The 20637-nt window shown below is 60.1% G+C and carries 17 protein-coding genes; 15 read left to right on the forward strand and 2 right to left on the reverse strand.

All coding sequences use genetic code 11. The features are described 5' to 3' along the window. Positions 1-17 precede the first annotated feature (17 nt). The 13 genes from GTO89_RS00135 (at position 18) to GTO89_RS00195 (ending at position 15295) form a co-directional block, all read left to right on the forward strand. The gene (locus GTO89_RS00135; protein ID WP_161260035.1) at positions 18-1598 is read left to right on the forward strand and encodes a phosphotransferase; all 1581 of its coding nucleotides are present in this window, start codon (positions 18-20) and stop codon (positions 1596-1598) included. A gap of 227 nt (positions 1599-1825) precedes the next feature. Further along, positions 1826-2269, forward strand: a complete 444-nt coding sequence (locus GTO89_RS00140) for a winged helix-turn-helix domain-containing protein (protein WP_161260036.1) — start codon at positions 1826-1828, stop codon at positions 2267-2269. A gap of 118 nt (positions 2270-2387) precedes the next feature. Then, a complete protein-coding gene (locus tag GTO89_RS00145; protein WP_161260037.1) occupies positions 2388-3086 on the forward strand; it encodes an ABC transporter permease in 699 nt (232 codons plus the stop codon). Continuing rightward, positions 3086-3952 carry an ABC transporter ATP-binding protein gene (locus tag GTO89_RS00150; RefSeq protein ID WP_161260038.1) on the forward strand — a complete coding sequence of 289 codons (867 nt, stop codon included), beginning with the start codon at positions 3086-3088 and terminating at the stop codon, positions 3950-3952. The genes GTO89_RS00145 and GTO89_RS00150 overlap by 1 nt, the downstream gene beginning before the upstream one ends. Before the next feature lie 16 nt (positions 3953-3968). Continuing rightward, complete coding sequence (locus GTO89_RS00155) at positions 3969-4895, forward strand: substrate-binding domain-containing protein (RefSeq protein WP_161260039.1); 927 nt, start codon at positions 3969-3971, stop codon at positions 4893-4895. A 206-nt stretch (positions 4896-5101) separates the two neighbouring features. After that, entirely contained in the window at positions 5102-5518 is a 417-nt protein-coding gene (locus tag GTO89_RS00160) for a hypothetical protein (protein WP_161260040.1), read from the forward strand. Beyond that, the gene (locus tag GTO89_RS00165) at positions 5515-6558 is read left to right on the forward strand and encodes a CotS family spore coat protein (protein WP_161260041.1); all 1044 of its coding nucleotides are present in this window, start codon (positions 5515-5517) and stop codon (positions 6556-6558) included. Before GTO89_RS00160 ends, GTO89_RS00165 begins: the two co-directional genes overlap by 4 nt. A gap of 31 nt (positions 6559-6589) precedes the next feature. Beyond that, on the forward strand, positions 6590-7714 hold the full coding sequence (locus GTO89_RS00170; RefSeq protein WP_161260042.1) for a glycosyltransferase family 4 protein: 1125 nt from the start codon (positions 6590-6592) through the stop codon (positions 7712-7714). 41 nt (positions 7715-7755) lie between these two features. Next, the gene (locus GTO89_RS00175; RefSeq protein WP_161260043.1) at positions 7756-10503 is read left to right on the forward strand and encodes a LysM peptidoglycan-binding domain-containing protein; all 2748 of its coding nucleotides are present in this window, start codon (positions 7756-7758) and stop codon (positions 10501-10503) included. Between the two features lie 15 nt (positions 10504-10518). Then, entirely contained in the window at positions 10519-11454 is a 936-nt protein-coding gene (locus GTO89_RS00180) for a helix-turn-helix domain-containing protein (RefSeq protein WP_161260044.1), read from the forward strand. A gap of 97 nt (positions 11455-11551) precedes the next feature. Further along, positions 11552-12334 carry a threonine/serine exporter family protein gene (locus tag GTO89_RS00185; protein ID WP_161260045.1) on the forward strand — a complete coding sequence of 261 codons (783 nt, stop codon included), beginning with the start codon at positions 11552-11554 and terminating at the stop codon, positions 12332-12334. Beyond that, positions 12334-12777 carry a threonine/serine exporter family protein gene (locus tag GTO89_RS00190; RefSeq protein ID WP_161260046.1) on the forward strand — a complete coding sequence of 148 codons (444 nt, stop codon included), beginning with the start codon at positions 12334-12336 and terminating at the stop codon, positions 12775-12777. Before GTO89_RS00185 ends, GTO89_RS00190 begins: the two co-directional genes overlap by 1 nt. A 13-nt stretch (positions 12778-12790) precedes the next feature. After that, the gene (locus tag GTO89_RS00195) at positions 12791-15295 is read left to right on the forward strand and encodes an adenosylcobalamin-dependent ribonucleoside-diphosphate reductase (RefSeq protein ID WP_161260047.1); all 2505 of its coding nucleotides are present in this window, start codon (positions 12791-12793) and stop codon (positions 15293-15295) included. Positions 15296-15348: 53 nt separating this feature from the next. Here the strand turns inward: GTO89_RS00195 and GTO89_RS00200 are convergent, their stop codons facing one another. Further along, entirely contained in the window at positions 15349-16188 is an 840-nt protein-coding gene (locus tag GTO89_RS00200; protein ID WP_161260048.1) for a zinc metalloprotease HtpX, read from the reverse strand. A gap of 179 nt (positions 16189-16367) precedes the next feature. Beyond that, positions 16368-17108: a TerC family protein gene (locus tag GTO89_RS00205; RefSeq protein ID WP_235920147.1), complete on the reverse strand. Its 741-nt coding sequence runs from the start codon at positions 17106-17108 to the stop codon at positions 16368-16370. 455 nt (positions 17109-17563) lie between these two features. On the opposite strand from GTO89_RS00205, the gene GTO89_RS00210 reads away from it, so the two are divergent. Together GTO89_RS00210 and GTO89_RS00215 are read left to right on the forward strand one after the other, a co-directional pair. Next, entirely contained in the window at positions 17564-19081 is a 1518-nt protein-coding gene (locus GTO89_RS00210) for an acetyl-CoA hydrolase/transferase family protein (RefSeq protein ID WP_161260049.1), read from the forward strand. 222 nt (positions 19082-19303) lie between these two features. Continuing rightward, a complete protein-coding gene (locus GTO89_RS00215; RefSeq protein WP_161260050.1) occupies positions 19304-20494 on the forward strand; it encodes an acyltransferase in 1191 nt (396 codons plus the stop codon). Positions 20495-20637 lie beyond the last annotated feature (143 nt).

Genomic DNA, 20637 nt, shown 5'->3' on the forward strand with positions numbered 1-20637 from the left:
AGTGGAGGTGACAGAATTTGCTGGTCGTCAATCGTTATGTCGGGGTCGATCCCCGATTTCAAAACACCACCCGGAAGGCGCGGACGCGCCGGCCGGAACGGCGTTCGCCGGAACGAACCGGGACGCTGGCAGACCAGCGGGAGATTGTCCCGGATCTTCCGTCCCCCTTGTTTGACGCCCTTCCTTCCCCAGCGGAGAGCTCGTTGCCGGCGCCACCCTTTGGCTCTGGCAATCCCCTTCCCCCCCTTGATTTGGAACCGTTGGAGCAAATCTTCCCGGACACCCCGCCGCTTTCCCTGACATGGGAAGAGGACTTGGCTGACGGGACTTCGAACATCATCGCCAAAGACGCTGCCGGAAGCCCCTCCTTATTGGCAGATAGCACAGGCGCTGTCGCGGCAACGCCGGCGCAGGCGAAGGGGGAAGGCCCATTTGAAAGGGCAGAGCAGGTTCAGGAGCACCGTCCTATCGAAGGGCTGCCGAATCAGGACCAGCAAGGAAGTCTGATCGAAGAAGCAGAAACCCGATCGGGCAAGGCGACGCTGGCGCCCGATCTCCGGGTGGAACGGGAGCGGCTTCTGGAACTGCTGGCTGAGCATGACTTGCACCTGCGTTCGTTGCATCGACAGGGTGGACGGTTGCTGGCAGAGACGGACCGAGGCCCGTTACGGGTGGAATTCGTAGAGGGGGAAAAGGCGCTGCTGCGGGCGCGAAACGTGGTGGCTGCGCTGCAGCATCTTCGGGAAAAGGGATTTCCCCAATGCCCGGAACCGCGTCTCTCCAAGTATGGCGAATGGGTCATCCCCTGGGGCGACCGCGCCTACTTCCTGTATCACAAGCTCCCCGGCCGTTCGGCCAAACTGGACAGCAGCGCCGATTTGCGGGAGGCCGGTCGCGTACTGGCTCTCTTGCACCGGAGCGGACGGGGATTTCAGCCTGCCGATGCCTCTGTGGCAGGGCCGATCGATATTCCCGGCCAGTTCGCCTGGGGCCGCCAGGTAGCCGCCGACTGGCAAGCGATGGTGGGACGACAGCGGTTTTTCTCGGACAGCGATCGACTGTTGCAGGAGAATCTGCCGAAGCTGACGGAACGAGCCGAGAAGGGCTTTGCCTGGATGGAGTCCGCCTACGGGGAGAAGCGCCAGGAAATCGAACAGGCGGGCGCCCTCTGTCACGGCCACTTTGGCGCGGCGTCGCTCTTGAAGACCCAGCGAACCTTCTGGGTTGACTGTTTCAATCACTGTCGCCGCGACATCCCCGTCGCTGAATTGGCCCAATTCGTTTACGACACCGTTCGCGCCTCCCGCGATGGCTGGAAAGAGGCGATCCACATCATCGAAGGGTATGATTCGGTAGAAAAACTGTCTGAATCGGACTGGCGGCTTCTTTTGGGCTGTCTGATCATCCCCTTCGACCTCTTCGAACACCTGGAAGGCAAAATCCGTACGGAACCGGCCCAGACGATCGAGATCATCCCCGATCGCAGGCTCCAGGATCAGGGCTTTCGGCGCACGCGACGGGCGATCGAAACGTGCAACCGCGCTTATGCGGCCGCCTTCCGCATGGCGAGCCAAGCCGGGATGACATTGCCCACCTAAATAGGGAAGTCTCGCGCAGGTCGTCTCCTCAATGTTTTCACCGCCATGATCTGCTTGGGGCCGCTTCGGCGCAAACAACCCAAAGCGCTGCACCGAGGGGGAATGCACCTCGCCGAGCAGGAAAAGCGCACTCTCGAACAGAATAATTGGGGCAGCTATTCCTGGCTGATCGCCAAACCCTCGAAGGGAGGGGAATCCGCCAGAGGGAGCCGATGGGAGTCGACGCCATGGATACGAAAAAGGCGCCCGTTGCGCCCGAACCGGTTGAGATAAAAGTGAACTGCAAGATCTGGGTGGAAGTCCGGGGAGCGGTCGTCTTTAGCCAGGGGCGCATGGGCCTTCTCGAGGCCATCGACGCGACGGGCTCGATCAGCCAGGCGGCGGCCCGGATGGGCATGTCCTATCGAGCCGCCTGGGGCAAGGTGACGACGACAGAAGAGCGGCTCGGGTTTAAGCTGGTCGAACGCTTTCCCGGCCACCGCGAGCATGGAGCGACCCTCACTGAAACAGGGCGGGCGCTGCTCCGACAGTTTCAGGCCTTCAACCGGGAGTCTCAGTCAGCCGTCGACGGCCTCTTTGACAAACACCTGCGTGGTTGGGTCGAAACGCTTGCGGCCGAAGGGATCTCGCCTGTACCCGCGACGGCGGAAAAAAAGAACGACGAAGCATGACCCCATCGATTCCACGCGGCGATCGATGGGGTCTTTTTTTTCGCTCAAAACGCCATGGGAGGATTTTCTCAAAAGCCGGAGAATAATGTGATATGCTTAAAAAAGCAGAGGTGGACCTGTGGAACTGATCTTCGACGGCATTGGACAAGCGATCCGGCTGCTGATTCAGGGCGATGGCGAGGTCTGGTCGGTTACCTGGCTGACACTGAAGGTTTCCGGACTGGCCACCCTGATCAGTGTGCTCATCGGCGTTCCCCTCGGTCTTTTGTTGGCCCAGTCTCGCTTTCCCGGCAAGGCGGTCGTCGTCAGCCTCGTCAACACCGGCATGGGGTTGCCCCCTGTGGTGGTGGGCCTGTTCGTGACGATCCTGCTCTGGCGCAGCGGTCCCCTGGGGATGCTGGGCCTCCTCTACACGCCAGCCGCCATGATCCTCGCCCAGGCGGTCATCGCTTCGCCGATCGTCATGGGCCTCACCTTTGCCGCCGTCGAACAGTTGGATCCCAACCTGCGCCTGCAGATCCTTTCCCTCGGCGCGACACGGTGGCAGGTCTACTGGCGCTTGATCCAGGAGGCGCGACTGTCCATTTTGGCCGCTGTCATCGCCGGTTTTGGCGGTGTCGTGTCTGAGGTGGGCGCCTCCATGATGGTGGGCGGCAATGTAAAAGGGCTGACACGGGTGTTGACGACGGCTACAGTCATGGAGGTGTCCAAAGGCAACCTCGATGTGGCCATTGCCCTCAGTCTGATCCTGCTGGGGCTGGCCTACGGGGTGACCTTGATCCTGACGGTCATTCAACAGGGGAGGCGGATGGGTTGATGCCGGACATCTGCGCCGCATTGGAAATGGTTGAGGTCATAAAAAACCGCCGCAGCCTGTTGCAGATCGACGATCTGCAGTTTCACGTTGGTCAGATCACAGCCGTTATCGGGCCCAACGGCGCCGGCAAGAGCACCCTGTTAAAGGTGCTGCACGGGTTGGAAAGGCCGACAGCCGGAACGGTCCGCTTTCGCGGGCGACCCCTGGGCGGTTCGGACCTGCTGGAGAACCGGCGGCGGATCGCCATGGTCTTTCAAAGCCCCTGCCTGTTTCAGACAACTGTTTATGAAAACATCGCCGCCGGTTTGCGCATCCGCGGCGTTCGTCGTTCCGGGATCGCGCCGGTCGTCCATCGCTGGGCCGCCCGTTTCGGCGTTGCCCATCTGCTGGAAAGGCAGGCGCGCCACCTCTCCGGCGGTGAAGCCCAGCGAGTGGCTTTGGCCCGGGCGCTCGCCTGCGGCCCGGAGCTGTTTTTGTTGGACGAACCCTTTGCCTCCCTCGATCCGCCGACGCGCGACGCCCTCTGCCGGGAGTTGCGTGAGGTCATTAAGGAAGAGGGGATCACGGCTGTCATCGTCACTCATGTGATGGAAGAGGTCTTTTTGTTGGCCGACCGGGCGCTGATGCTGTCGTCGGGGCGAGTTGTCCAGGATGGTACGCCGGAGGAACTGCTGGCGCGACCGGTCAACAGTGAAGTGGCCGATTTTGTGGGCAAGCGGCGCATCCTGTTGGGACGGGTCGTGGCGCGCACCGGGGAGACGGTGGTCGTGGACACGCCGGAGGGATCATTCCAATTGCCGGTCGCTGCCGGCGGTGAGGGGACCTTTCTCCTCTGCCTGCGCGAAGGGGAAGAGACCATAGAATAGGGAGGTTATTGCATTGTTGTATCAGACACCCCCAAAGGCGCCCCGAAAGAGACTCGTCATCGCGCTGTTTCTCATCCTCTCCCTGCTGTTGGCGGCCTGCGGAACAACGCCCCAGCCGGGCGGGCAGTCGACGCCGCCGAGCGGACAGGGGCAGAACATGCCAGCGCCTGCCAACCCCGATCTGATCCTGGCCACCACCACGAGCACCACGGACAGCGGACTTCTCGACGTCCTGATCCCGGCCTTTGAGAAGAAGAGGGGATACAAGGTCAAGCCCCTCTCCGTCGGCACCGGTCAGGCCCTCGCTTACGGGGAAAAAGGAGAGGCCGATGTGCTCCTCGTCCACGCGCCTGACGCAGAGTTGAAGGTCGTCGAGAAGGGCGCTGCCATCAACCGCAAGCTGGTCATGCACAATGACTTCATCGTCGTCGGTCCCTCCGACGACCCAGCCGGTGTCAAAGGGCTTACATCGACGGTGGAGGCCTTGAAGAAGATCGCCGGCGGCGGAAAACTCTTCATCTCCCGTGGCGATGACTCGGGAACCCATAAGATGGAGAAGTCCTTCTGGCAGAAAGCCTCGCTTACCCCGACCGGCAACGCCTGGTATCAGGAGACAGGCGCCGGGATGGGACAGACGCTGAATGTGGCCTCGGAGAAACAGGGCTACACCCTGACAGACCGGGCCACCTATCTGGCCCAGAAAAAGAACCTGAAGCTGGCCGTTGTGCTGGAAAAAGAGCCGGCGCTCCTCAATATCTACCATGTCATGGAAGTCAACGCCGAGAAATTCCCCAAGGTGAACAAGGAGGGCGCCAAAGCCTTTAGCGACTTCTTGCTCTCGGCGGAAGGCCAAGAGATGATCAAAACCTTCGGTGTCGACAAATACGGTGAACCGCTCTTTGTCCCTGACGCCGGAAAAAAGGAAGAGACGCTCGGGAAATAGACGAGTCGTGCACTTGCAAAAAACGAGATAAGCAAAACAGTGAAGCGGAGGCGCTGAGCCTTCGCTTCACTGTTTTTTCCTACCGTGGCCGCGTTGCGCGGGGCCTTACGGTCATAGGATAGACGCTTCGGGCGTATGTATCAGAAAGGCAGTGCGCCTATTTTTATGGGCTGCGCGACGCCGCTGCTGCCGGAGGAGGGGAGTCGATGGCCACCACTGTGACCCTCTTGCTCCTGTTTCCCTTGAATGGTGGCGAAGGGGCCGGAAAAGTTTTTTTGCGGGAAACCGGTTCGGGGGAAGGGCAGATTATCCTGCTGCCTGGCGCAGGGTGGCCGAAAGGCCGGATCCGTCTTCTCCTGTCGCCCTGGTCGGAAGCGCTTCGGGAAAAACTGGTCTTTCAGGGCCGGATCATCGAGGGGCACCTGTTGGGGAGTTGGGAGGCGGAGATGGGGCCCCCCTATCAGACAGGCCGCCTGAAAAGCTGTCCCTCGCAGCACCCCTATTCACTGCTCGCTGTCGTCGATGAAAACGATGGCCCTGCCCATCTCTACCATGGGCGATGGATGCCTCCGGGCGAAGGAAACCGGTCCAACCCGCCTGCCTGCCGGGGGTGGCGGTCATGAGCGCCGATCCGAGGGGCAGCGGGATTGATCCCCGGGTGCTCATGGCCTATGGGCTGCGCCCCCGGCGCATCGAACCGATGCGGGGCGCTTTTCGGATTGAAGACCCGGGCGGATTATGGGTGCTCAAGCGGTTTCCACACCCCGTGAAAGACTTGCAATTGATCTTTCGGTTGCAGCACCACCTGACTGTCCGGGGTTTTCGGCGGTTCTCTCCCATCAGACTGACCCCTCAGGGCGCTCTCTGCCTGAGCGTGGGCAGTGACCACTGGCTCTGTTCCGGTTGGATTGAGGGACGCGAGTGTGATTTTGATCGTTGGCGTGATCTGGCGGTGACGGCGACGGCGGTGGCAGAGCTTCATTACGCGGGGCGAGGTTTTATCGCCCCGGAGTTTGCGGGACGCAATCTGTGGCGGCAATGGCCCCGGTTGTTTGCGACGAAGCTGGCCCAGATGGAAGCCTGCCGCCAAGGGGCGGAAAGACGAATGGAACAGCAGGTGGGCACAGGCGAAGGCCAGGACGAATCGATCGAGTTTGACCGGCTCTACCTGGCCCATGCCGAGGCGCTGTTGGTCGAAGCCCGTGAAGCCTGCGCCCTTCTCGACCACTCTCCCTATCACATGCTGATGGAAAGGGAAGCGTCGGAAGGCGGAATCTGTCACCATGATCTGGCTCACCACAACGTGATCCTGAATGAGGAGGGTCAGATCTCTTTTTTGGATTTCGATCATGCCGTGATGGACACGCGACTTCATGACATCGGCAGTCTGTTGATCCGGGCCTTGAAACGGGATCGCTGGTCCGTCGAGAAGGGAGTCAATCTCTTGATGGCCTATCATGACGCCTATCCCCTTTCCCAGGGCGAGCGGGAGGTGTTAGCGGCATTTCTCTCGTTCCCTAACGATTTTTGGCAGTATGGCTGCGCCTATTACTTTGAGTCCCTCGGCCAACCGGCGGAATACCATATCAAGCGGCTAAAACGCTTCTTAAACCACCAGAAGCACCGGCGGCGCTTTTTGTCTGAGTTTCCTGGCCGCCTTTGAACCGTGAAAAGCGGCGATGGGGGGGTGGAGAGTGAGAATCGGAATTGACGCCCGCGCGGCCATCTGGTACCGGGGAACGGGAATCGGAACATACACCTATCAACTTTGCCGGCATCTGTACGAACTGTATCATGCCGATGCGCCGGAGCGGTTGCGCTTGTTTTGGCCTGGTGAGGAGTACCGCCACCTCCACATTGCCCAGGAGGAGATCTTTCGCCTCGTTGAGCAGAACCGCGAGCGTTTTTGGGAGGAGGTGCACATCCCCCAAGCGATCCAGCAGGAAAAAATCGATCTGTATCATGTCCCCCAAAACGGCATCGGCTTGCCGACCGGCAAGGTTTGCAAACTGGTCGTCACCATCCACGATTTAATCCCCTATATCTGCCCGGAAACGGTTGGCAGGGGGTATTTGAGGATTTTTCTAGAAGAGATGCCGCGCATTTTGGAACGGGTCGATCACATCATCGCCCCCTCCTGCTGCACGGCCCGCGATTTGATGCAGATCACCGGGGTGCCCGAGGAAAAGATCACCGTCGTCTACGAGGCGGCGGAACCGAACTATCGTCCGCTCGATAAAGGGCAAGCGCGGGCGTACATGCGGGAAAAATTCGGCGTCACCCGACCCTATGTGCTTTATGTGGGCGGTTTTTCTCCCCGCAAGAACCTGCGGTTGCTGATCCACGCCTTCCAACAGGTTCGTCGCCATCTCCCCGAAGAGCATTGCCTTGTGTTGCCGGGGAAACAGTCGAAGGAGTTCAGTGACATTGAAATCATGGTGTCCAGCCGGGGGTTGCAGGAGCATGTTCATTTTATCGGCTTTGTGGGGGTGGATGATCTGCCTTGGATCTACAACGGGGCAAGTGTATTTGTCTACCCCTCCCTGTATGAGGGCTTTGGGCTTCCCCCGGTGGAGGCCATGGCTTGCGGCACACCGACGGTGGTGGCCAATGTGGCCTCCCTGCCGGAGGTGGCCGGTGATGGCGCCATGCTCTTCTCGCCCATTCGGGCCGAACAATTGGAAGAAATTCTGTACACCGTGCTGACCGATCCGGCGCTGGCCGCCGCGCTGGGGGAGAGGGGACTGCGCCGGGCGGCTTCTTTTAGTTGGCGCCAGGCGGCGCTGTCCACTCACGATGTGTTCGCCCGTCTGAGCTAAGCGATAGGTTGGAAGACGACGAAGGTTGGGAGGGAACAGACGTGACTATGGAAAAAAACGGTTCTACCAGTGGGGAATGGGGCCAATCGGGCGTGGAACTGTATCTCGTTTCACTCGATCTCGGCTCTCCGGACCGGGAGCGCGAGCGCGTGGGAAGTGTCGACGCCGAAATGGAACTCCTCCAGGTGGCGCGGAGGGATGATGAGGTCCGGGCCAATATCCGCCTTCAGGTGCGGGCCATCATGGAGCCGGTCGAGGAGAGAAGCGGCCGTGACGGCGAATCCTCCTTGGGCGTCGAGGCGCTTCAGGGAAAGGGCGAGCCGTCAGGTTCCGTCGACAGCCTGGAAAAACTATCCCTGATCGAACGGGAGATCCCCCTGGGGCCGAAGATGTTTCGCCAGGAGCAGATGTTGGTGGTCCAGATGCCCGGTCCCAGTGACGAGCAGACGGGAGAGGGAGAGAGCTACGCGGCGCAGGAGGCCTCTGCCTTGTCGATCCTCTATATCCACCCCTACTGGAGCGAGAACCGGCTTAAGGTTGATCTGCTTTTGTCGGTGGGGCTTGTATCCGAAGGAAGCCCTAACAGCCGTTCTGTCCAGTGGATGGAACAGACGATCCGGATCGAGGGAGAGGGCCTTCCCGAAGAGGCAAAGGTCGTCGCTTTCGCATGGCGCGTCGACCGTGGCGAAGGGGAGGCGACGACAGAACTGCGCACCCAAGTGGCCTATCTCTCTGATGAAAGGGATCCGATGGGGATCTTGGAAAAAGTCACATCCTTTAGCAGCGGGATTCTCTGGCTCGGGGAACCTCGCTTGTCCTTGAACGCGTCGAATTGGGAGATCCATGGTCCAGCCTGGCTGCTGCTGCCACAGTTGCAAGGAGCAGAGGATGAAGGGGTTTATGGCGAAGTGCCGGCAGAACCGGACAGTGTGCACGGAGATTATGGCGCCATCGAGTTGAACGCTTCGGAAGTAGGCGCAGAAGGGGCAACCGATGGTCAGACCTATGAAGAGATTGCTTCGACGAGCGATGGGGAGGTCGCCGAAAGTTGGCTTTCCCCAGGTGATGGGGTCTTCGGCGACCTTGCCACCGTTGCCGATGGCGATCGAAATGGACTGAACCTTGCCCGGAATGAGGTCGACGCCGCTTCAGAAGAAGCCACAGTGACCGCCGAGGAACCGGACGATGAGGGGATTGCCTTATCTGATCGGGCCTATGAGAGCGGGGCTCTCGGTGGCGCGACGGAAACGGCCGCCGCAGCAGCTGCTGTTGATCAAGGCATTCCGCTCGACTGGAGCGCCCACGGAGAGCTGCGCTGGGACGATGAAACTGCCGAAATCACCGGTGCAGCCCCGATTCCCGAACTCATCGCCACAGCCCTGCCAACCCCTGACGGCTTGGCCTATGGGACGACAGAATATCGTCGACCGCCCCAAGCAGACCCGTTATACCGGGAATGGGCAGAATACCCGACACCGCCCGCTTTTGACGGTGATGCCGAGTATCCCTTGCCGGAAACATATCTGCCACAGGTTTTCCACGACGAAGCGGCGGCGGCCCAAGAGGCGTCGATCCCCGTTGCCATGAACGGAGATGAAACTGGGGCCGAAGAGGTTCAGACGACAGAACTCATCGGCGGATATGCCGATTACCTGGACAGCACAATCTACACCATTCAATACGACGAAGGGTTCCTGCAACAAGCGGCGCCTCCCTCGCTGGCGCCGGTTCCGGAACCGGAACCCGATGAGACGATCGAATATCCCCTCTATGGAGAGGCTGCAGCGGAATCATTGCAGCGTGATGGAGGGGGGCCTGACCTCGCGATAGAGGCAGAGACGTCGATGGTTGCCTCAGAAGAAGAGGGTTTGTCGATCCGGGCTGAAGAATCCGGCGCAACGGGTATGGCCGAGGAAAGGGAAACCGTAGCGGCGAGCGGGACTGTTGAGCAAAGCGCCCTTATCGAGGTAACGGAATTGGTCGAAGAAGTGGACGTTGCCGTAGAGGAAACGTTATCTGCAGAGGAAACGCCTGTTGTGGATGAAGCCCCATCCTCAGAGGAAACGATGGCAGTGGAGAAAGCGCCGGTCACAGAGGGGACGCTCGCGGCAGAGAAGATTCAGGAATCGATTTTCCTCGGGGAAACTGCGCCATTCGAATTTCCGGTTGCGCCGGAGAGCATGGAAGGGTTGATCAGCGGAGGCGAAAGGCCGATCATTGCCGTCGAAGCGGAAGACCTCGCCGGTGAAGCGGCCGATGCTTCTGATGAACCGGCTGGGGCGTTGAAAACACAACCCCTTTCCCTCAAACCATCCCTGCCGGAAACGCCGCGCATCACGTCACGCTTCCGCGATCGGCCAAGAACCGGCGAAGGGGCATTGGGGAACAAGATCAACCATAAAGAGCAACCAGAGCAGCCGCAGCCGCTGCCTGCTGTGCGCCGCCTGGCTCGGCCGCTTCCCGACCTCCCCACCGCCGTCAATCCTGCGCCCGCTGCCCCGGCGCGTGAACCAAAGCCACGGGATATCCGCCGGATCCAGCGTCCCAGCGACGACATGCACAAAATCGCAGCGGCGGCGAAGCCCACCGTCGATGACACACGCGATGGAAAAGGGAATCGAAATGACAGCGGCTGGCGCTTCGTTGTCGTCGGCGCAGGCGATACGATCAGCAGCATCGCCCGCCGCAACCGGATCCCGGAAGAACTGGTGCGCAGCATCAACAAGCTGTCCACCGATGACACCTTGCAGGCTGGGCAGACGCTGATGATTCCCCGGCAACGGATGTGACGGCTGTGGCTGCCGATGGACGACGAGAACGAAAAGGGCGAGTGGAAGACCCTCAGCGATGTGTCGGAGCAACTGAAGGTTCCCCAGGAACGGGTGACGGCCTGGGTGCTGTCGGGCGATCTGTCGGCGGTCGACCTGAACGGCACCGGCGACTACCGGATCCGTCAGGCGGAACTGAGTGATTTTCTTCAGCGGCAGCAGGAGCGGACGGCGCAGGCTGTCGGGCGGACACGCCGCAAGATTGAGGAAGAGGCTATCGTCTTATCGGGTCTTTACGACTGGCTACAGCAGGAAAATAGCTCCCTATCGGCCCTGTATAAGACCATGGATGATTGCCTGCTGCAGGTGATCGACCAGTTCAAAAGCCAATACGACAGTGCCCGCGCCGCAGGGGAGACCTCGCGGGCGCGGGCTTTCCAGGATGGTCTGCTTGAGGTGTACGCCCGCTGGGAAAAACCGAAACAAGCCTATCAGCAGTGGCTGCTGACGCAGGAGCGGCGTTGGCAGATTTTCATCGCCCAACTGGGACCGATGATGGAGTCTGACGGGGTGTTGCTCACACCGGCCGATCCCTTTCTGGCGATCAACCTGTCGGACAGCAATGCCGACAGCCAGGGGACGGCGCTAGAGAACCAGCGCCGTCACAGGGACTTTTACCAGGCCCTCTACCTCTGGACGAAACGGGAGAACAACACCCTGCGAGAACACTATGAACGTATGGAACGCTGTATCAGCAAGATGGTCGACGCCATGCAGGACATGGCGAAAAAGGCGAGCAAGAACATGGAGTTCGAACGGGGCCAGGCCTTTCAGGAGGCGTCAACGATCATCTACCAGCAATGGGAACAGAGCCGATCCCAGTACAACCAGTGGCTGTTGGGCTTTCATGAGCGCTGGCTCACCTGCCAGTCGACGGTCAAGCTGGAACTGGCAAAATACCGGCAGCAATGAGGCGGCGCGATCGGGCAAGGGCCGGAGACTGTGCAGGCAGTTTCCGGCCCTTGGCATTTCCTCGTCCTTGAGGGTACAATAAACGCGGAGGGAGAAGATGGAACGTCATGAAGTGCTGCGCCTGGCCATGGATGCCGGCGAAATCATGCTGGTCAACGGGGGAGAGACCTACCGCGTGGAGGACACGATCCGGCGGATCTGCCAGGCAGGGGGATTGCCCGGGGCCGAGGCTTTTGTCACCCCGACGGGAATTTTTTTATCGGTCGACGGCGCCGGCGGCGACCCGCCGCTGTCTCTGGTCCGGCGAATTCCCCAGCGGACCATCGACCTGAACAAGATCGCCGGGGTCAACGACCTCTCGCGCCGGTTTGCCGCCGGCCAGATGGCGGTGGCCGAGGGGATGGGGGAACTGGCGGCGATCCGGCGTGAGGTGACCCATGACCATAGGCGAGTGCTCCTGGCGTCAGCTGTCGGCGCTGCCGCGGCGACGCTGTTGCTGGGGGGAACCCTGGCCGACCTGGTTCCCGCCGCCCTGGTCGGCGCCATCACCATGAACATCCTGGACCGGTTGACGGTTTTGCAGACAACGCACTTTATCAAGGAATTTGCCGGCGGCGCCATCGCCGCTGTGATCGCCCTGTTGCTCTCGGAAACGGTTCGCCTGGCCGGTGGACAGGCCGGGCTGTTGCATCCCGACAAGATCATTTTGGGCACCCTCTACCTGCTGGTGCCCGGCGTCACCTTCACCAATGCCGTTCGCGACCTGATCGCCGGCGATCTGGTCTCCGGAGCGGTGCGAGGCCTTGACGCGTTGCTGGTGGCCGGAGCGCTGGCCGGCGGCAGCGGCTTCGTGCTGGCCTTCTGGGGAGGGGGATTCTGATGGAACTGCTGATCGATCTCCTCCTATCGTTGATCGTGACGGCTGCCTTCGGGGTGCTCCAGCAACTGCCGTCGCGGACGCTGCTCCCGGCGGGGATCCTAGGCGTCGTCGGCCGTCTCATCTACCTCGGCGTCAACGCCCAGGGCCAGTCTCCGGTCATGGGCTCCTTTTTGGGCGCAGTCGCCATCGCGGTGCTGGCCGAGGCGCTGGCGCGCTGGCAGAAGATGCCCGTCATCGTCTATGTGGTTGCCAGTTTCATCCCACTCGTTCCCGGCCTGACGATTTACGAGTCGATGCGCGTCCTCCTGCAAGGGGAATACTCCCGGGGGATCGCCCTGGCCACCCAGGCCGGCTTGATCGCTGTCGCCATCGCTGCTGGGTTGGCCATCGTTTCTTCTGTTGCCCGCTTTTACAAATCCAGGGCGGCCCAAGTGCGCCGCTGAAAGGAGTTGTCCCATGCTGCTGCACCAGATGAAGGTCTTTTGGGATCGCTACGCCCGCAAGGGAGCGGTGACAGAGGGGAAGATCGCCCTGGTCATCGATCACGCCTCAGACCGTTACGGCCTGCCGGTGCAGGTGCTCGCCGTCGGGGGCGCGTTGGCGACGGTCCTCCCCCTTCGCAGCGCCACGCCGACAGGGAAGTGGACCGGTGAGGCGGGCGCTTTTGCGGAGACGCCGGAAGAGATGGAACTGCGCAGCCTGATCGGCCTGGCCGAGGTGACGCCGGAAGCGATGTGGGAGCGTGTAGCCGGCGCCATCGCCGCCGTGGAGACGGAAGGCGCGCGGGAGCACTGGCGAGAGAAGTTTCTCGATGGGCTTCGCTCTTTCCGTTTTGTGCCGGGCGGGCGTATCCTGGCGGCGGCCGGCACGAACCAGAAGGTGACCTTTTTTAATTGCTACGTGCTTCCCCATCCAAAAGACAGCCGCTCCGGCATCATGCAGCGCGTCACCGAGATGGTGGAGATCATGAGCCGCGGCGGCGGCGTCGGCATCAATCTGTCTTCCTTGCGACCGAGCGGCGCCATGGTCAAAGGCGTGATGGGAACCTCTTCGGGCCCCCTCTCCTGGGCCTGTGTCTTTTCCACTGCCACCGCCTCTGTGGAACAGGGGGGCAGCCGTCAGGGCGCCCTGATGCTCATGCTCGATGACTGGCACCCCGATATCGCTGAGTTTATCACCTACAAGACAAAACATCCCGGTGAGTTGACAAAAGCCAATCTGTCGGTGGCCCTTTCCGACGCTTTTATGGAAGCCGTTCAGGAAGACCGGATGTGGGACCTCTGTTTTCCTGATACAGACGATCGCGACTACAACCTCCTCTGGGACGGCGACCTGGCTGCCTGGAAAGGGCAGGGCAAAGGTGTCATCGTCTACCGCCGCGTCCCCGCTCGGTCGATCTGGCAGGCGATCATCGCGAACGCCCACGCCTGGGGCGAGCCGGGCGTCGTTTTTCTGGAACGGTATAACCGCCTCGCCAACACGGCCTACTGCGAGCGGATCGTCGCCGTCAATCCCTGTGGCGAAGAGGGGCTGCCGCCCTGGGGCGTCTGCAACCTCGGCTCGCTCAACCTGGCCGCCTTCATCACCGGCGAAGGGGGAGAGCGGCGTTTCGATTTTGAGGCTCTCGAAGCGACGACCGGGATCGCCGTGCGCTTTCTGGACAATGTCATCGACGGGGGATACTACTTTTTTACGGAAAATGAGCAGCAACAGAAAAACACGCGGCGCATCGGTTTGGGCACAATGGGCCTTGCCGACGTGTTGCTCCGGCTGGGCCTGCGGTACGGCAGCCCGGAGAGCCTGGCCTTCATTGAAAGGGTGTATAAGGGGATCAAGTTGGCCGCCTATGGCGCTTCCGTCGAGATCGCCCGCGAGCGGGGAGCCTTTCCGCTCTTCGAGCGGGAGGGCTTTCTCCGTTCTCCCTTCCTGAGCGATTTTCCCCAAGCCCTGCGCGACGCCATCGGCCGCTACGGCATCCGCAACGCCACGCTGCTCACCCAGGCGCCGACGGGGACGACCTCCCTGTTGGCGCGGGCCAGTTCGGGGATCGAACCGGTTTTCGCTTTCCGTTACCGGCGGCGAGACCGACTGGGAGAGCATCACCTCTGGCATCCCCTGGCGGAGGCGTGGATGGGGGAGCATCCCGGGGAAGAGCTGCCCGGCTGGTTTGTCACCGCCGGCGAACTGTCGCCGGAAGAACATATCCGCGTCCAGGCGGCCATCCAGGCCCATGTGGACGCCTCCATCTCCAAGACCGTCAATGCTCCGCGCCATCACAGCGTCGATGACACGGAACAGGTCTTCCTGCTTGCCTACCGGGAGGGGTGCAAGGGCGTCACCTATTTTCGCGACGGCTGCCGCGAAGGGGTGCTGGCCAAGGTGGAGGCCGGCGCCTGGCGGGAAGCGGGCGAGCCGGGGCGCGGCATGGTCGGCCGAGAAGAGGGGGAAGGCGCTGCTGCCGCAACTCCGGTGATTCGCCTCAGCGGTCCTGTCGTCGAAGAAGTGCCCGAGCGGGTGACGGGGAAAACCTACCGGATCAAGAGCCACCTGGGCACGACGCGGGTCACTGTGAACGAGGTGGACGGGGAACCCCATGAGGTGCTCGTCATCCAGGGCAAGGGCGGCACCGACCTCAATGCCATGGCCGAAGCGCTGGGGCGCACCCTGTCGCTTTATCTGCGCACACGCTGCGATGTGCCCAAGTTGGACCGTCTCGCCCTAGCGCTGGAGCAACTGCAGGGGATCACCGGCCGCACCTCGACAGGATTTGGGCCGGATCGGGTGTCCTCTTTGCCTGATGCGGTCGCGCTGGCCTTGCGGCGCTACCTCTCGGAAACGAGCCGTCCCGACGCCTCGCGCATCCCCTTCCAGGCCGATGTGTGCCCTCACTGCGGCGCTGTGGCGCTGGTGCGGGAAGAGGGATGCGCCAAGTGTCATGTCTGTGGGTACAGCGAGTGCTGATAAAAAAAGACCGCCTCAGAGGCGTCTCTGAGGCGAATTTTCTCAGTGATGGATCACCCAACTCGGAGGGCCGTCAAACGCTGCACCCTCTCGGGAATCGGCGGGTGGGTGCTGAAGAGGTTGGCCAGGCTCGAGCCGGACAAGGGATTGGCGATGTACATATGGGAGGCGGCAGGATTCACCGCCATGGGCATCGCCTGCATGGAGAGACCTTCGATCCGGAGCAGCGCATTGGCCAACCCTTGCGGGTTGCCGGTGATGCGGGCGCCCGTCTCGTCTGCCAGGTACTCCCGCTGTCTGGAGATGGCCATTTGGATGATCATCGCCGCGATGGGCGCCAGGAAGGCCATGACGATGGCGCTGCCGCCGCCGTCCTCGTCCTCATCGCCGGAACCGAAGAAGGCGCTGAAGCTCAGCATATCGGCGATCATGGTGACGGCGCCGGCCATTGAGGCGGCGATGGTGCCGACGAGCACGTCACGGTTTTTGATGTGGGCCAGTTCGTGGGCGATGACACCTTCCAGTTCGTCGCGGCTGAGTCCTCGGAGCAGACCTTCCGTCACGGCGACGGCGGCGTGGTTGGGACTGCGGCCGGTGGCAAAGGCGTTCGGTTGTTCTGTCGGCTGAATGTACAGTTGGGGCAGCGGCATGTCGGCCTTGCGGCAGAGCCGTTCCACCATCTCGTAGAGTTCGGGCGCTTCGTGGCGTTCAACCGGGTAGGAGCCGGTCATTTTGATGGCGATTTTGTCACTGTAGTAGAAGCTGAAGAAGTTGATCGCCAGGGAGATGAGGAAGAAGAGCAAAGCCCCCGAGCGCCCGCCCAGAAAAGAACCCATGAGGACGAACAAACCGGAGATCAACCCCATCAACAGCCAAGCCTTGAAATTATTCATAGCGACTTCATTTCCTCCTTGTTCACTTTCATTACGTTTTGAAATCCGTGCGTGCTCATTGCTGCCCGCCTTGCGCGAGAGCGTCGGCAAAAGTGACGAGATCAACAAACTGCTGGTGGAACGGTTGTTCAAAGAACAGGAATTGACCAACTGATCATGAAACTGTGGGGAAACGGTTGCTAGTTTTTTTCTAGAACCGTTTTTTTCTTTTGCCGTTCATTGAGATGCCAGCCGATGGCGAGGACGAGGACGGTCACAACAGCGGCGACCAGTGTTTCTTCTAATAGAAGCGGTGATACCCCGATGTTTTTCAGGAAGGCGAAGATGATGGGATCATGAATCAGCATTTTCCCGGCAGACCAGCCGAGGATGCCGGAGCCGCCATAGAGGATCAGGGGGAAGCGATCGATCAGAGTGAGGAAGAGGCGGCTGCCGTAGACGACGAGGGGAATGCTGACAAGGAGACCGAACCAGAGCAGACCCGGTTTGCCCTGGGAAACGCCGGCCACCGCCAGGACATTGTCGAGGGACATGACGGCGTCAGCGATGATGATGGTTTGAATGGCTTGCCAGAGGCGATCCGGTCCGGCCACATCGCCGTGATCGTTTTCCTGGATCAAGAGTTTGACGGCGATCCACATGAGCAGGAGCGCGCCCGCCGCTTGCAGCAGGGGCACCTGCAGGAGATAAATGATCAGCGCGCCCAGGATCATGCGCAAGCCGATGGCGCCTGCTGTACCCCAGACGATGCCTTTGGTGCGCAGTTCCGGCGGCAGGTTGCGGCAGGCCATGGCGATCAGGATGGCGTTGTCGCCGCTGAGGATCAGGTCAATCAAAATGATGCTGCCGACGGCCATCCAAAAGGCAGGATCGGAAAAATCGCTGAGCCTAATGCCGCTGAGTTGGCTGAGCAGTTCCAAGCGGGGCACTCCTTTCCAGACACTGTCACCGTTTTCCTTTTTGCTATATATAAAAAGACCTTTGACTCAAAGTGATTGCACTTTGAATCAAAGGTCTTGCTAGCGAAGGTTCGCCCTGGCGGCCAGGTTCATGGAACCGGTTGTTGACCGACCAGTAGGAAGCTACTCCCCTTTGAAAAACCATTCAGTTTTCTGGATGGCTATAGTATATCCCAGGATTCCTCGAAGATCAAGCGCAGCTTTGAATTCGCTTCAACATGTACTTGAACCCGCAAGTGTTTACGGATAAAATGACAGGGGGTTCTTCCACTGATTCTGCTTTTTTCGCAGTTATTCGACAATTCCCAGAACATCGAATAAGTGTTGAAATTCACAAACGCCTATGCTACAGTTAAAGTGTTCTAGTGGTCTGATCATTGTACCATACAACGATTTTTTGTGGGGGGTTCGGAGTAATGCTCTCGCAGCGTTTGCGAAACGAATCATTGAAAGAACGGATTATGTCTGCCGAACAGGCCGCCATGCTGATCGAAGACGGCATGACGCTGGGTCTCAGCGGCTTTACGCCTGCTGGCGACGCCAAGGTGGTTCCCCTCGCCCTTGTCGAACGAGTCAAAGAAGAAGGGGTTCCCTTCAAGGTCAACATCTTCACCGGTGCTTCCATCAATTCGAAAGTGGACACCCTGTTATCCGACGCGGGCTTGGTCAATATGCGCCTGCCCTACCAGTCGGACAAAGGGATGCGCAAAAACCTCAATTCGGGCAAAGTCCACTATATGGATCAGCATCTTTCCCATACCGCTGAGTTCCTCCGCTCCGGCGCGCTACCCCCTGTCGATGTGGCGATCGTTGAAGTCGTCGCCATCACCGAAGAGGGTCACCTCGTTCTCAGCACCGCTGTCGGCAACACCCCCATTTTCGCCGATATGGCCCATACCATCATTGTGGAACTGAACCTGGCCCAACCGCTGATCCTGGAAGGGCTTCACGATATCTACATGCCGGCGCCTCATGGCGATCGTGACCCGATTCCTCTGAAACACCCTGGCGATCGCATCGGCACGACTGTTGTCTCCATCGACCCTGAGAAAATCAAAGCCATTGTCGTCACCAATCAGCCCGATGTGACGGCCGATATGGCGCCTGCTGATGAAGATACGGCCACCATGGCCAACAACCTGATTGATTTCCTGCGCAAGGAAGTCGAAGCAGGCCGTCTCGGAACCAGCCTGGCCCCGCTGCAGTCCGGTGTCGGATCTGTCGCCAACGCCGTCTTCTACGGCTTCCTCGACACCGAGTTCACCGACCTGGAGGTCTACTCGGAAGTGCTCCAGGATGCCGTCTTTGAACTGATGGACGCCGGCAAGATCAAGATGGCTTCCGGTTGCTCCCTCACCATCTCCCCGGCCAAGCATGATGAAGTGATGGAAAACCTGGATAAGTACCGCGACCGCCTTGTTCTGCGGCCCCAGGAACTGTCCAACAACCCCGAGATCGCCCGCCGTCTCGGACTGATCGCCATCAACACGGCCATCGAGGTCGACATTTACGGCAACGTCAACTCGACCCATATCATGGGCACCCAGATGATGAACGGCATCGGCGGCTCCGGTGACTTTGCCCGCAACGCCCGCCTCACCTTCTTCTGCACCAAGTCGACCGCCAAAGATGACAAGATCTCCAGCATCGTGCCCATGGTCTCCCATTGCGACCACACGGAGCATGACGTCGATGTCATCGTCACCGAACAAGGCCTCGCCGACCTGCGCGGCCTCAGCCCCCGCCAGCGGGCCTTGGCGATCATCGAAAACTGCGCTCACCCCGATTACAAACCGCAACTGCTGGCCTACTATGAAGAGGCCCTTCAGCGCGGCGGTCACACGCCTCACGTCATCGAAAAAGCCCTCTCCTGGCACGCCAAATTCGTCAAAGAAGGCACCATGAAGGCCACGAATCAAGGCGAAACCAAATAAGCAGCATTCCAGACGATAGGAGAGCCGATCCGAAAGCAGGATCGGCTCTCTTTTTTTCTGTTCTATGCAGGTTTGCTTGTTTCACCGGCGTCAACCTGCGCCCCATTGTCGATTATCCCTTGTTGTCGAAGAATGCCGATGCTAGACTAATCACATTGGACATTTTTCCGCTGAAGCACCGCCATTGTGGGATTGCTGTTCGCTTTGAAAGAGGGTTTGCCGATGACGAAAAAAAGCGCAATTGAAGAAATTCAGGCCCTGCGGGGCGTCGCTTTTCTGGGCGTCGCTTTGCAGCATACGCTTGGCGCCTTTATCCACCGGCCCGATCTCACCAGGGGAGACGCTGTGGCCTATGCGTTCCTGTTCACCCTGGCGAAGCTGGCTGTGCCGGCCTTCGTCTTTATCACCGGCATGGTCGTCCTGTACAATTACTACGACCAACTGGACTATCCCCGTTTTCTCTGGCGAAGGATCCAGGAGATCCTGATTCCCTATCTCGCCTGGACCGTTTTTTACAGTTTTTACGCCGGACCGCCACCGGAATCGGCGGTCTCATGGGCTCGCGATTTGGCAAGAAATCTGCTCACCGGCGATGGCAGTTATCACTTATGGTTCGTCGTCATGATCTTTCAGTTTTACCTCCTTTATCCGATTTTTCGGTGGGGATTTCGTCACATCGGAGAAAGGGCGGCCCGCTCCAGCCGTGGGTTGGTTGCGCTGATGAGCCTGCTCGGCATCGGTTATCTGGTCCTTACCTGGTTGTCCTACTCGGTCATCCCGAATGTGGGGGAGCCGCTGGCGCTTTCAAAAGTATGGCAATTATTCAGCGATTACCGCGACCGCACCTTTCTCTTTTGGTTCTTCTATTTTATCCTGGGCGGCGCCGCCGGCTTGGCGGTGAGCCGGTGGCGCCAATGGACGACCCAGGCGCTGTGGTGGAATGGCGCCCTTTTCGCCGTGCTCTTTCTGTGGGTGACGAGGCAACTGGTGGCCGGGATCACCGAGGGGGCCGAGGGGGTTATCATGGATGTCAATGTGGCCACCTCTCTGCGTCCGTCTGTCGCCCTCTACTCGGTGAGTGTGATCGTCCTGGCCTACGGCCTGGCAACGCGGTGGCGCTACTCAGGCGATCCCCTGAGCCGGGTCATGCATCTGTTGGGGCGCCACTCCTATGGCCTATACCTGGCCCATGCCTTCACCTTGGATCTGACGGCCAGGGCGATCCGGCCCTATGTACATAACCTGACGCCGCTGCCGGCCATGACGATTACCTTCATCGGTTGTGTGGCCGGAGCGCTTACGCTGACCCTACTGCTCGGGCGGATGCCGCGAGGGGAATGGCTCGTCGGATCAAAGGCGCGCCGCAAGCCCTCTGCCAAAGCGGCATCGACATCGGGAACAGCAAATTTTTGATTCGAGAACAGCGGTGGCGTTGTCGTTGGAACCCATTGCGCCGCTGGGAGGAGCGTGCTGCTGTCGTATAAACATACGGGAATGGCATATTGATGGACAAACAGGCATATGATTTCCATAAAAAAGCAAGAACTGTGTACCTT

It is taken from the genome of Heliomicrobium gestii (assembly GCF_009877435.1).
Taxonomy (GTDB): domain Bacteria; phylum Bacillota; class Desulfitobacteriia; order Heliobacteriales; family Heliobacteriaceae; genus Heliomicrobium; species Heliomicrobium gestii.

Coding starts and splice junctions, on each gene's coding strand:
- GTO89_RS00140 (WP_161260036.1), top strand. CDS start 1,826: ATGGATACGAAAAAGGCGCCCGTTGCGCCCGAACCGGTTGAGATAAAA.
- GTO89_RS00150 (WP_161260038.1), top strand. CDS start 3,086: ATGCCGGACATCTGCGCCGCATTGGAAATGGTTGAGGTCATAAAAAAC.
- GTO89_RS00160 (WP_161260040.1), top strand. CDS start 5,102: ATGGCCACCACTGTGACCCTCTTGCTCCTGTTTCCCTTGAATGGTGGC.
- GTO89_RS00165 (WP_161260041.1), top strand. CDS start 5,515: ATGAGCGCCGATCCGAGGGGCAGCGGGATTGATCCCCGGGTGCTCATG.
- GTO89_RS00180 (WP_161260044.1), top strand. CDS start 10,519: ATGGACGACGAGAACGAAAAGGGCGAGTGGAAGACCCTCAGCGATGTG.
- GTO89_RS00185 (WP_161260045.1), top strand. CDS start 11,552: ATGGAACGTCATGAAGTGCTGCGCCTGGCCATGGATGCCGGCGAAATC.
- GTO89_RS00190 (WP_161260046.1), top strand. CDS start 12,334: ATGGAACTGCTGATCGATCTCCTCCTATCGTTGATCGTGACGGCTGCC.
- GTO89_RS00195 (WP_161260047.1), top strand. CDS start 12,791: ATGCTGCTGCACCAGATGAAGGTCTTTTGGGATCGCTACGCCCGCAAG.
- GTO89_RS00200 (WP_161260048.1), bottom strand. CDS start 16,188: ATGAATAATTTCAAGGCTTGGCTGTTGATGGGGTTGATCTCCGGTTTG.
- GTO89_RS00210 (WP_161260049.1), top strand. CDS start 17,564: ATGCTCTCGCAGCGTTTGCGAAACGAATCATTGAAAGAACGGATTATG.
- GTO89_RS00215 (WP_161260050.1), top strand. CDS start 19,304: ATGACGAAAAAAAGCGCAATTGAAGAAATTCAGGCCCTGCGGGGCGTC.